Source organism: Azospirillum thermophilum, from assembly GCF_003130795.1.
Classification (GTDB): Bacteria; Pseudomonadota; Alphaproteobacteria; order Azospirillales; family Azospirillaceae; genus Azospirillum; species Azospirillum thermophilum.
Window position 1 is genome coordinate 1,599,091 of the sequence record NZ_CP029353.1, and the last position, 11,713, is coordinate 1,610,803.

The 11,713-nt window shown below is 69.1% G+C and carries 12 protein-coding genes; 9 read left to right on the top strand and 3 right to left on the bottom strand.

The window, feature by feature from the left end:
* Positions 1-15 precede the first annotated feature (15 nt).
* From DEW08_RS13825 to DEW08_RS31195, 4 genes are all read left to right on the top strand, one after another.
* On the top strand, positions 16-792 hold the full coding sequence (locus DEW08_RS13825; protein ID WP_109328002.1) for an MlaE family ABC transporter permease: 777 nt from the start codon (positions 16-18) through the stop codon (positions 790-792).
* A gap of 11 nt (positions 793-803) precedes the next feature.
* Positions 804-1,592 (top strand): ABC transporter ATP-binding protein, encoded by a 789-nt coding sequence (locus DEW08_RS13830; protein WP_109328004.1) that lies wholly within the window; start codon positions 804-806, stop codon positions 1,590-1,592.
* A 151-nt stretch (positions 1,593-1,743) separates the two neighbouring features.
* Positions 1,744-3,054, top strand: coding sequence for a solute carrier family 23 protein (locus tag DEW08_RS13835; RefSeq protein WP_109328006.1), 1,311 nt, complete (start codon positions 1,744-1,746; stop codon positions 3,052-3,054).
* 193 nt (positions 3,055-3,247) lie between these two features.
* Positions 3,248-3,415 (top strand): RSP_7527 family protein, encoded by a 168-nt coding sequence (locus tag DEW08_RS31195; protein WP_168220362.1) that lies wholly within the window; start codon positions 3,248-3,250, stop codon positions 3,413-3,415.
* A 53-nt stretch (positions 3,416-3,468) separates the two neighbouring features.
* Here DEW08_RS31195 and DEW08_RS13840 read toward each other — a convergent pair whose 3' ends face one another.
* Both DEW08_RS13840 and map read right to left on the bottom strand, forming a co-directional pair.
* Positions 3,469-4,050, bottom strand: a complete 582-nt coding sequence (locus tag DEW08_RS13840; protein WP_109328008.1) for an NUDIX hydrolase — start codon at positions 4,048-4,050, stop codon at positions 3,469-3,471.
* On the bottom strand, positions 4,047-4,871 hold the full coding sequence (map, locus tag DEW08_RS13845) for a type I methionyl aminopeptidase (RefSeq protein WP_109328010.1): 825 nt from the start codon (positions 4,869-4,871) through the stop codon (positions 4,047-4,049). The genes DEW08_RS13840 and map overlap by 4 nt, the downstream gene beginning before the upstream one ends.
* Before the next feature lie 166 nt (positions 4,872-5,037).
* On the opposite strand from map, the gene radA reads away from it, so the two are divergent.
* From radA to DEW08_RS13865, 4 genes are all read left to right on the top strand, one after another.
* On the top strand, positions 5,038-6,465 hold the full coding sequence (radA, locus tag DEW08_RS13850; RefSeq protein WP_109328014.1) for a DNA repair protein RadA: 1,428 nt from the start codon (positions 5,038-5,040) through the stop codon (positions 6,463-6,465).
* Positions 6,466-6,479: 14 nt separating this feature from the next.
* Positions 6,480-7,166: a CvpA family protein gene (locus DEW08_RS13855; RefSeq protein WP_109328016.1), complete on the top strand. Its 687-nt coding sequence runs from the start codon at positions 6,480-6,482 to the stop codon at positions 7,164-7,166.
* A gap of 128 nt (positions 7,167-7,294) precedes the next feature.
* Complete coding sequence (gene purF / locus DEW08_RS13860; protein ID WP_109328018.1) at positions 7,295-8,746, top strand: amidophosphoribosyltransferase; 1,452 nt, start codon at positions 7,295-7,297, stop codon at positions 8,744-8,746.
* 96 nt (positions 8,747-8,842) lie between these two features.
* Positions 8,843-9,565, top strand: a complete 723-nt coding sequence (locus tag DEW08_RS13865; protein WP_109328020.1) for an SDR family NAD(P)-dependent oxidoreductase — start codon at positions 8,843-8,845, stop codon at positions 9,563-9,565.
* Between the two features lie 40 nt (positions 9,566-9,605).
* On the opposite strand, the gene DEW08_RS13870 is transcribed toward DEW08_RS13865, so the two are convergent.
* Positions 9,606-10,208: a cation efflux transmembrane domain-containing protein gene (locus DEW08_RS13870; protein ID WP_211107131.1), complete on the bottom strand. Its 603-nt coding sequence runs from the start codon at positions 10,206-10,208 to the stop codon at positions 9,606-9,608.
* Between the two features lie 370 nt (positions 10,209-10,578).
* On the opposite strand from DEW08_RS13870, the gene DEW08_RS13875 reads away from it, so the two are divergent.
* Positions 10,579-11,568: a response regulator gene (locus tag DEW08_RS13875; RefSeq protein ID WP_109328024.1), complete on the top strand. Its 990-nt coding sequence runs from the start codon at positions 10,579-10,581 to the stop codon at positions 11,566-11,568.
* Positions 11,569-11,713: the final 145 nt, after the last annotated feature.

Genomic DNA, 11,713 nt, shown 5'->3' on the forward strand with positions numbered 1-11,713 from the left:
TGTGCGGGCCGTCTGATGGGTTTCCTCGCCGCCACCGGCCGGGCCTTCCTGGTTTTCCTCGAAGCGACCGGCCGCCTTGCGCTGTTCACCGCCTCCGCGCTGTCGCACTGCGTGCGGCCGCCCTTCTATCCGCGGCAGATCCTGCGGCAGATGATCGACATCGGCTTCTATTCGCTGCCGGTGGTCGGGCTGACCGCGCTGTTCACCGGCATGGTGCTGGCGCTGCAGAGCTACAGCGGCTTCTCCCGCTTCCAGGCGGAAGGCGCCATCGCCACGGTGGTGGTGCTGTCGGTGACCCGCGAGCTGGGGCCGGTCATGGCCGGCCTGATGGTCGCCGGCCGCATCGGCGCCGCCATGGCGGCCGAGATCGGCACCATGCGGGTGACCGAGCAGATCGACGCGCTGTCCACCCTGTCCACCAATCCGCAAAAATATCTGGTGGTGCCGCGGCTGATCGCCGGGCTGACCATGCTGCCGATCCTGGTGGTGGTGGCCGACATCATCGGCGTGTTCGGCGGCTTTCTGGTCGGCGTGTACCGGCTGGACTTCAACCCCAGCTCCTACATCAACCGCACCTGGGAGTTCCTGGAGACCATCGACGTGGTGTCCGGTCTGGTGAAGGCGGCGGTGTTCGGCTTCATCGTCTCGCTGATGGGCTGCTACCACGGCTACCACTCCAAGGGCGGCGCCCAGGGCGTCGGCATGGCGACCACCAATGCGGTGGTGTCGGCCTCCATCCTGATCCTGGTGTGGAACTACCTCATCACCGGCCTCTTCTTCTCGACCAAGTGAGCGCAGTCGCCATGTCCGCCAACCCGGCCGCCGTTCCCAAGATCGCGCTCAGCAACGTCTACAAGCAGTTCGGCCCGAAGAAGGTGCTGAACGGCATCGACCTGGACGTCGGCAAGGGCGAGTCGCTGGTCGTGATCGGCGGGTCCGGCACCGGCAAGTCGGTGATGCTGAAGTGCATCCTGGGCCTGCTCAGCCCCGACTCGGGCTCCATCAGGGTGGATGGCGAGGAGACGACCCGGCTGCGCTCCCGCGAGCGGGAGAAGATTCTGCACAAGTTCGGCATGCTGTTCCAGGGCGCCGCCCTGTTCGACAGCCTGACCGTCTGGGAGAACGTCGCCTTCGGCCTGATCCAGGGCGAACGGATGCCGCGTGGCCGCGCCAAGGAGATCGCCATCGCCAAGCTGGGCGCGGTCGGCCTGACGCCCGATGTGGGCGAGCTGTCGCCCGCCGAACTGTCGGGCGGCATGCAGAAGCGTGTCGGCCTTGCCCGCGCCATTGCAGACGAGCCGGAGATCATCTTCTTCGACGAGCCGACGACCGGCCTCGACCCGATCATGGCCGACGTGATCAACGAGCTGATCGTGCAGTGCGTGAAGGATCTCGGCGCCACCGCGGTCACCATCACCCACGACATGGCGTCGGCCCGCAAGATCGCCGACCGGATCGCCATGATCCACCAGGGCAGGATCATCTGGACCGGCCACGCCCGGGACATCGACCATTCCGACAATCCCTATGTGGACCAGTTCGTCCACGGCCGGGCGGACGGTCCGATCAAGATGCAGGTGCGGGCACTCTGACCACCCGCCCCACCGGCCATCACAGCGGCCGGCCTGCACGGAAAATCGCCGCAGACTGCCCGCGGACGGCCGGAGGGCTTTGACGACCGGTGCCCGGGCGGAGTAACCCTTCGCCCACGCATAAGCTGTTTCGGCACAGGAACCATCCTCCATGACCGCACCGCGCGACCGCGTGCTGGACGTTCACGATCGTCCGCCGCCGGCAACCTTTCTGCTGCTCAGCCTGCAGCATCTCTTCGCCATGTTCGGCGCCAACGTGCTGGTGCCGATCCTGACGGGGCTCGATCCGTCCGTGGCGCTGGTGACCAGCGGACTCGGCACGCTGATCTATCTGGCCTTCACCAAGTGGCGCCTGCCCGCCTATCTCGGTTCCTCCTTCGCCTTCATCGGGCCGATCGTCACCGCCACCCAGATCGGCGGGGCCGGCGGCGCGCTGGTCGGCGCCTGCGCGGCCGGCGCCGTCTATGTGATCGTCGCCTTCCTGATCAAGGGCTTCGGCGTGCGCTGGCTGCTGGCGATCCTGCCGCCGGTGGTGGTCGGGCCGGTGATCGTGGTGATCGGGCTCGGCCTCGCCTCGGTCGCGGTGGGCATGGCGCAGAACACCGCGGGCGGCGGCACCTACAGCCTGCCGCATTTCCTGCTGGCGCTGGCGACGCTCGGCAGCATCTTCGTCTACTCCATCGTTCTGCGCGGCTTCTTCACGGTGGTGCCGATCCTGCTGGGCATCATCACCGGCTATTTGCTGGGGGTAGCCGCCGGAATGGTCGATTTCACGCCGGTCGCCAGGGCCGAGCTGTTCCAGGTCCCGAACTTCCACCTGATGTTCGCCGGCATGAAGGAGGGCGCCTCGGTCTGGGCGATGATCCTGCTGATCGCGCCGGTCGCCATGGTGACCATCGCCGAGCATATCGGCGGACAGATCGTGCTGAGCCGGGTGGTCGGCCGCAACTTCATCGCCGACCCGGGCCTTCACCGCTCGGTCATGGGCGACGGCGTCGCCACCATGGTCGCCGGCGCGCTGGGCGGCCCGCCGGCCACGACCTATGGCGAGAACATCGGCGTCCTCGCGGTGACCCGCATCTTCAGCGTCTGGGTGATCGCCGGGGCGGCGACGCTGGCCATCATCCTGGGCTTCGTCGGCAAGCTGTCGGCCTTCCTGACCACCATCCCCACCGCGGTGATGGGCGGCGTGTCGATCGCGCTGTTCGGCGTCATCGCCTCCTCCGGCATCCGCACGCTGATCGAGGGCAAGGTCGACCTGGGCGACAAGCGCAACCTGCTGATCTCCTCCACCATCCTGGTGATCGGCATCGGCGGCGCCACGCTGAAGTTCGGCGACGGCGGCTTCGTCGTCTCCTCGATGGCGCTGTCGGCGGTGCTGGGCGTGCTGCTGAATGCCCTGCTGCCAGGCCGTGGCACCGGCGGCGATGCGGAGGCGATCCTCTCCTCCGACCACATCTGATCCGCCCGTCTTCGACACCCATGGTCCCGGCAGCCCATCGCTGCCGGGACCATTTGTTCGTTACGCGGATGCAGCATCCGCATTATCGCACTGCACAACGCGCACTGGTCGGTCAACCTCCCTGCCCTAAATCTCTTGGCGGAGAAACAAACAAGGGAGGGGACGTCACTCGCCATCGACGAGGAGACTCCCTATGAAAGAGACCATGTACGAGTTTGTGCGCGACCCGCGTTCCGAGGAAGACATCTATCGCGAGGCCATGGAAATGCGCTCGGAGTTCATCCGCAGCGCCGTCCGTTCGCTGTGGCGTTCGCTGACCGGCGCCGGCGGCGCGGCGGGTGCCGCAGCCCGCGCCCACTGACCGGGATACGCCGGGCAGGACAGATCTCCTGACCTGCCCGGCAGGGCACCCCTCTAACGGCGGCCCAACGCCGCCAGACCTTCCCGCAGTTCAGGCAGAAGCACTGCCCCCAACATCGCGATCACCGGCAGGAAGGCGTACTCCCCCCTGGCGACCGCGGCCAGCAGTTCGCTGCGGCTGTGGAGTTCGATGCGCATTTCCTCCATGTCGCCGCTGTCCGGCTCCGCCACCTGGCGGGCCTGCCGGGCATGGAACATGTGGCACTGGCAGCCGCGGTGGTTGCCCTGCATCACGAAGCTGCCGAGCGCCGTCCAGTCGTCGGAGGCATAGCCCGTCTCCTCCAGCAGTTCGCGCCTAGCCCCCTCCAGCGGATCCTCGCCCGGCGCCAGCGCGCCGGCCGGGAAGGTCAGGCTGACCCGCCGCGCGCCATGCTTGTAGCAGCGCAGCATGACCGCCCGCCCCTCCTCGTCCTCCACGAAGATCACCGCGAAGTCCGCCTGCTCGACCTGATAGAAGCTGTCGACCCGGCGGCCGTCCGGCAGTTCCACCGTTTCGGCGCGGACCTTCAGGAAGGGGCTGGCGTCGAGCAGCTCGCGGCTGCCCAGGACCCGCCAGGGCTTCAGCTCGTCGCTCACGCCGCCGCTCCTTCGACGCGCTCGTAGGGCGGTTGGGTGTAGCCGGCCGGCGAAAGGGTGAAGATCTCGCAGCCATCCTCGGTGATGCCGATCTGATGCTCGAACTGCGCGGACAGGGAACGGTCGCGGGTCACCACCGTCCAGCCGTCCGACAGCAGCTTCACGTCCGCCTTGCCGGCGTTCAGCATCGGCTCGATGGTGAAGACCATGCCGGGCTTGAGCTCCACCCCGGTGCCGGGCTTGCCGAAATGGTCGACATGCGGCGCGTCGTGGAAGACCTGGCCGATGCCGTGCCCGCCATAGTCGCGCACCACCGTGTAGCGGTTCGCCTCCGCCAGGGTCTGGATGGCATGGCCGATGTCGCCGAGACGGGCGCCGGGCCGGGCGGCGGCGATTCCCGCCATCATGCAGCGATAGGTGACGTCCACCAGCTTGCGTGCCTTCACGCCCACCCTGTCGCCCACGAAGAACATGCGGCTGGTGTCGCCGTACCAGCCGTCGAGGATGACGGTGACGTCGATGTTCACGATGTCGCCGTCAGCCAGCCGCTTGTCGTCGCTGGGGATGCCGTGGGTCACGACATGGTTGGGGGAGATGCAGCAGGCCTTCGTATAGCCGTGATAGCCGATGGTCGCCGGAATGCCGCCATGATCGCGCTGGAAGGTCTCCACCAGCTGATCGAGGTGGGCGGTGCTGACGCCCGGGACCACGAAGTCCGTAATATAGTCCAGCGTCGCGGCGGCCAGCCGGCCGGCCTTGCGTATCGCCTCGAACGCCTCCGGCCCGTGCAGCACGATCTGCCGTTCGTCCTTCTTCGCCACGAAAACTCCTTCCGAATTCAGCCCCGGTCGGCCGGCTCCATCCGCCGCACACTATCCATTCCGGGCGTCCGGGAAAAGCCACCGCATTTTTGCGGCGCGACCGTAGGATTCCAGAAGACGGCTTGCTATATGTGGGCGGCCATCAGCCCTTCGGACTACAACTGCTTTGGCCAAGCCGACGTCCCGATATGCCTGCCAGTCCTGCGGCGCCACCTTCCCGAAATGGGCGGGGCGATGCGACGCGTGCGGGGAGTGGAACACCCTGGTCGAGGAGGCCGTTCCCGACTCCGCGCCGAAGGGCTTGAGCGCCGGCCGCGGACGCAGGATCGAGTTCGTCGGGCTGAGCGGCAGCAGCAGCGCCCCGCCGCGCCGCCTGACCGGCATCGCCGAGTTCGACCGGGTGTGCGGCGGCGGCCTCGTCCCCGGCTCGGTCCTGCTGATCGGCGGCGATCCCGGCATCGGCAAGTCGACCCTTCTGCTCCAGGCCATGGCCCGGCTGGCGCAGGACCACCGCTGCGCCTACGTCTCGGGCGAGGAGGCGGTGGACCAGGTCCGGCTGCGCGCCGTGCGGCTCGGCTGCGCCCAGGCTCCGGTGGCGCTGGCCTCGGCGACCAGCGTCCGCGACATCGTCTCGTCGCTCGACGCGGCGGACGGGCCGGACATCATCGTCATCGATTCGATCCAGACCATGTATGTGGACAATCTGGACAGCGCCCCCGGCACGGTGGCGCAGGTCCGCGCCAGCGCGCAGGAGCTGATCCGCGTCGCCAAGCGGCGGGGCGTCGTCCTCCTGCTGGTCGGGCACGTCACGAAGGAGGGCATGATCGCCGGCCCCCGCGTGCTGGAGCACATGGTCGACACGGTCCTTTATTTCGAGGGCGAGCGGGGCCACCAGTTCCGCATCCTGCGCGCGGTGAAGAACCGTTTCGGCCCGACCGACGAGATCGGCGTGTTCGAGATGGGCGACGCCGGGCTGGGCGAGGTCGCCAACCCCTCCGCCCTGTTCCTCGCGGAACGCCGGGGCGACGTCTCCGGTGCCGCGGTCTTCGCCGGAATGGAGGGCACCCGCCCCGTGCTGGTGGAGGTGCAGGCCCTGGTCGCCCCCTCGCCGCTTGGCACGCCGCGGCGCGCCGTGGTCGGCTGGGACAGCGCCCGGCTCGCCATGGTGCTGGCGGTGCTGGAGGCGCGCTGCGGCGTGCAGATCGGCGCCAACGACGTCTACCTGAACGTCGCCGGCGGCCTGCGCATCACCGAACCCGCCGCCGACCTTGCCGTCGCCGCGGCCCTGGTGTCCTCCCTGACCGGGGAGCCGGTGCCGGCCGACACGGTGGTGTTCGGCGAGATCGGGCTGTCCGGCGAGGTGCGCGCGGTCGGCCAGACCGACACGCGGCTGAAGGAGGCGGCGAAGCTCGGCTTCTCCTCCGCCATCTTCCCGGCGCGCCGGGGCGGCGGCGGCCGGGCGTCGCGCAGCGACAACGGATTGAAGACGGTGGAACTCCACCACCTGGGCGAACTGATGCCGCTGTTCCAAGCCGGAACGCGGCCCGCTCGCGGCCGGTCGCAGGACCGGGACCGCGACGAGTATCGAGGCTGAGGCACCGAGAGTAAATGGACACGATCCCGATCAACCCGGCGGACCTTGCCGTCATCGGCGTTCTGCTGCTGTCGGCCCTGCTGGCCTTCACCCGCGGCATGGTGGCGGAGGTGCTGTCCGTCGTGGCCTGGGCGGGTGCCGCCTTCGTGACGCTCTACGCCCTGCCCTACGCGCTGCCGCTGGTCCAGCAGCACATCAAGGTGGAGATGGTCGCCTATGCCGCGACCTCCGTCGGCCTGTTCGTGGTGGCGCTGATCGTGCTGACCATCCTCGGCCGCGGCATCTCGCGCGGGGTGCAGAACTCCGGCCTGTCGGCGCTGGACCGCTCGCTGGGCTTCGTCTTCGGCATCGCCAAGGGCGCGATCCTCGTGTCGGTCGCCTATCTGTTCTTCATCTGGCTGGTCCCCAACCCGGCGGAGCATCCCGCCTGGCTGCAGACCGCCAAGACCCGCCCCTTCCTGGCCGCCGGCGCCGAGACGCTCTACGGCTTCGTTCCGGAGAACCTCCGCAAGGAGGGGCTGGGCGCCATCGACATCGCCGGGGCCAAGGCCAAGCAGGCCATCGAGGCGAAGGCGGCGCTCGACCGCCTGTCCACCCCGGTCCCCGGCGCGCCGAAGACCGCAGATGCGCCGAAGCCCGATACGGGCTATAAGGATCGGGATCGTGGCGACCTTGAAAGATTGATCCAGAACCAGCGCTGAGGGATGGCGCGGGACGGAAAGAGTTTGTATAGACGCGCCACCGACCGTGCCCGGTATCGGGGGCGGCCCTGAGCACAGCATGACCGACGCTTCTCGACTGACGCTCCTCGACTGACAGGGACCCTGCGATGCTGACGACGCATCCGTTCGACGATGACAAGCTGCGCGAAGAGTGCGGCGTGTTCGGCATTTTCGCCAACACGCAGGCCGCCGCGATCACGGCGCTGGGGCTCCACGCCCTGCAGCACCGCGGACAGGAGGCGGCGGGCATCGTCAGCTTCGACGGCAACCGGTTCCACCTGCAGCACACGATGGGTCTGGTGGGCGACCATTTCAGTTCCGAGGCGGTCATCGCCAAGCTGAAGGGCGGCCAGGCCATCGGCCATGTCCGCTATGCCACCACCGGCGACACCACCATCCGCAACGTCCAGCCGCTCTATGCCGATTTCGAGTTCGGCGGCTTCGCGCTGGCGCATAACGGCAACCTGACCAACGCGCAGACGCTGCGCCGCCAGCTCGTGCGGCGCGGCTGCCTGTTCCAGTCCACCACCGACACCGAGGTGATCGTCCATCTGATGGCGATCGCCCGCGGCGGCTCGCCCGTCGACCGGCTGATCGAGGCGGTGCGGCAGGTGGAGGGAGCCTTCTCGCTGGTGGCGCTGACCTCCGACGCGGTGATCGGCGTGCGCGACCCGCTGGGCGTCCGTCCGCTGGTCCTCGGCAAGCTGGGCGACACCCACATCCTGACCAGCGAGACCTGCGCGCTGGACATCGTCGGCGCCGATTTCATCCGCGACGTCGAGCCGGGCGAGATGGTGGTGCTGGACAAGGACGGCGTGCACAGCATGCGACCGTTCCAGCCGCAGAACCGCCGCTTCTGCATCTTCGAGTACATCTACTTCGCCCGGCCGGACAGCGTGATGGAGGGCACCTCCGTCTATCAGGCCCGCCAGCGCATCGGGCGGGAACTGGCGCGCGAGGCCGGCGTCCCCGCCGACGTGGTGGTGCCGGTCCCCGACAGCGGCGTCCCGGCCGCGCTGGGCTACGCCATGGAAGCCGGGGTCCCCTTCGACCTGGGGATCATCCGCAACCATTATGTCGGCCGCACCTTCATCGAGCCGACCGACCAGATCCGCCATCTGGGCGTCAAGCTGAAGCACAATGCCAACCGCGCGATGATCGAGGGCAAGCGCGTCGTGCTGGTGGACGACAGCATCGTGCGCGGCACCACCTCCAAGAAGATCGTCGAGATGGTGCGGGCCGCCGGCGCCGCCGAGGTGCACATGCGCATCTCCAGCCCGCCGACCTCCCACCCCTGCTTCTACGGCATCGACACGCCGGAACAGAGCAAGCTGCTGGCCCACCGCCTGTCGGTGGATGAAATGCGGGACTTCATCAAGGCCGACAGCCTCGCCTTCATCTCGCTGGACGGCCTCTACCGCGCGATGGGCGAGCCGAAGCGCGATCCGTCGAACATCCGCTATTGCGACGCCTGCTTCACCGGCGATTACCCGATCGCGCTGACCGACAACCTGGACAGCCCACCCGTCGAGGCCAACGCGGTGCGCATCCGGGCCTGACGGCCCTGCGGGTTCCCGACGAGAGCCGGCCGCTTTCCCGCGGTCGGCTCTCGTCGCATCCCTCTCCCTCCACGAAGAACTGCCGAGCCCTGATCCATGTCCCAAACCGTCGGCTCCCGGCTTGAAGGCCGCATCGCCCTCGTCACCGGCGCCTCGCGCGGCATCGGCGCCGCCGTCGCCAAGCGGTTCGCCGCCGAAGGCGCCCACGTCATCCTGACCGCCCGCACCGTCGGCGGCCTGGAGGAGGTGGACGACGCGATCTTCAAGGCGACCGGCCGCAACGCCACGCTGGTTCCTCTGAACCTGCAGGAGTTCGACAAGATCGACCAGCTCGGCTATTCGGTCTACCAGCGCTTCGGCAAGCTGGACATCCTGGTCGGCAACGCCGGCGCGCTGGAGACGCTGGGGCCGGTCGCCCAGTATGATCCGAAGCTGTGGCAGCGGGTGATGGACGTCAACGTGACGGCCAATTTCCGCCTGATCCGCTCCTTCGACCGGCTGCTGCGCACCTCCGACGCCGGCCGGGCCATCTTCGTGACCTCCGCGGCGGCCGGGCAGCCCTATCCCTACTGGTGCCCCTATGCGGCCAGCAAGGCGGCGCTGGAGATGATGGTGAAGACCTATGCGATGGAGATCGCCGCCTCGCCGCTGCGGGTCAACCTGATCGACCCGGGCGTGGTGAACAGCAAGCTGCGCACCCAGGCCTTCCCCGGCGAGGATCCGAAGTCGCTGACCCAGCCCGAGCAGGTGACCGGCCGCTTCGTCGATCTGGCCGAGACCGCCTGCACGCAGCACGGCGAGATCGTGGCGGCGCAGTAGGCGCCCCGCCCGACACAAGTAAAGGGGCGATGCCGGCGCCTCAGTGCGCCGGCGTCGCGTGATAGGCCCGCAACTCGGCCGTCGCCTGCCGCAGGATCGACCAGGCGGCGCCGAGCGCCAAGCAGGCGATGACCGTGCCGACCAGAAGGTCCGGCCACCCTTCCCCCAGGTTCCAGACACCGGCCGCGGCCACCATCACCGAGATGTTCGCCAGCGCGTCGTTGCGCGAGCAGAGCCAGACGGACCGCATGTTGGCGTCGCCGCGGCGGCCGGCGAACAGCAGGGCGGCGACCGAGATGTTGGCGGCCAGCGCCAGCAGCCCGACAAGGCTCATCACCGGCGCATCCGGCACGGTGCCGGCAAGCGCATTCCAGGCGGTGGAGCCCAGCACCCAAAGACCCATCGCGCCCAGCGACAGCCCCTTCACGATGGCGGCCCGCGACCGCCACTCCAGCGCCTTGCCCAGCACCCACAGGCTGACGCCGTAGTTCGCCGCGTCGGCGAGGAAGTCCAGCGCGTCGGCGCGCAGGGCCATGGATTGCGCCTCGATGCTGGCGACCATCTCGATGGCGAACATCAGGGCGTTGACGACCAGGGCGAGGCGCAGAATCCGCCGGTAGTCGGCCTGCCCGCCCCGCGGCATGCGTCCCCCGCCGCCTCCGCCGCCTCCGCCGTTGCTCCCGCAGGACCCGCCGCAGCATCCGCCGGCCATCGTCCGTCCCCCTCTTGCCGTCACCGATCCGGAGGATAAGGCCGCCCCGGCGGCGAGGCAAAGGAGAATTAGACAGGGCTAATGCGCCGGCAGGCGTGGCGCGCCACCGGACACCATGCCGCCCCCGCCGGACGGGCGCCCGGATGTACCACCACCCCCTTCGGAGGGAGCGGGAGGTAGGCACGGCGGTGCCGACGGGGAGGGTCGATGACGCGTTGGTCGTTCCCTCCACTCCGCAGCCTGAAAACCGGGCCGGGAGGGCGGATATCCGGGAAGCAGCCTTGCCTCCCGAGGATCCTTCATGACCAAACGTGCCGCCACCCCGCTCAAGATCCTCGTGGTCGACGACAACCCGCTCCTCCAGCGGGCCATGAAGGACATGCTGGGGCTCTGGGGGGTCGGGATCATCAGCACCGTCGGCAACGGGCAGGAGGCGATGGAACTGCTGCGGCGCGACCGCTTCGACCTGCTGGTGACCGACTGGGTGATGGAGCCGGTCGGCGGCCAGCAGCTGATCGAGTGGGTGCGCAAGTCACCGGCCAGTCAGCGCACCGATCTGCCGATCATCGTCCTGACCGCCAACGCCGACCTCTCCACCGTCCGGGCCGCCTGGGACTCCGGCGCCGACTCCGTCCTGGCCAAGCCTGTCGCCGCCGCCACGCTGGCGAAGCGGATCGAAGCGGTGCTGAACCGGCGCGAGGCGGTGGTGAAGCCGTTCCCCAGCGCGAAGCGCCCTCCCGCCGGGGCGGGCGAAGCCAAGGCCGCCGACGATGCCGGGGTACCGCAGGAGTCCGAGGCTCTGCCCGGCGTCGCGGCGACGCCGCGCCTGCCGTCGCCCACCGCGCCGCGCACGGCCGCCTATCTGCGCTCGTCGGACCACAAGCGCGTGCGGCTGCTGCTGGCGCTCGACCGGCTGGAGGCTGCGATCGAGCGGCCGGACCCGCTGGCGCCCCGGCTGCGCCGCGCCGTCGCCGACCTGCAATCGGCCACTGCCGGCGACCATACCGCCTCCTCCATCGTGTCCTCGCTCGCCACCTGCGTCACCTGGGTCGATCCCGACACCGACGGCTACAGCGACGCGCTGCACGCCCATGCCGCCGCCCTGCGCTGGTTCGCCGGGGACGAGGGCGGTCCGCAGTCGGCCGCCGTCGTGCTGAGCCTCGTCCGGACCCTGCGGGCGACCGTGCGGACGCTCGCCACCCGCGGTCAGGTCGATCTGGGGGGCTGGCCGGAGCGGCCGGGCGGACAGAATGGCGCCCCCTCCCCTGAGTCCCCCCTGCCCCCCGCCTGAGCGCCGCCCCATATCCCTTGCAGAGGGACGAGGGGTGATGCGGAATTTCCGCGGTGGCGGCAATTCCATGCGCTCTGTGTCCGACGACTGCGGGTTGCCGAACCCTTCTTGCTTTTTGAGTTCGGCCTCCTGACTGTCGTTGCGA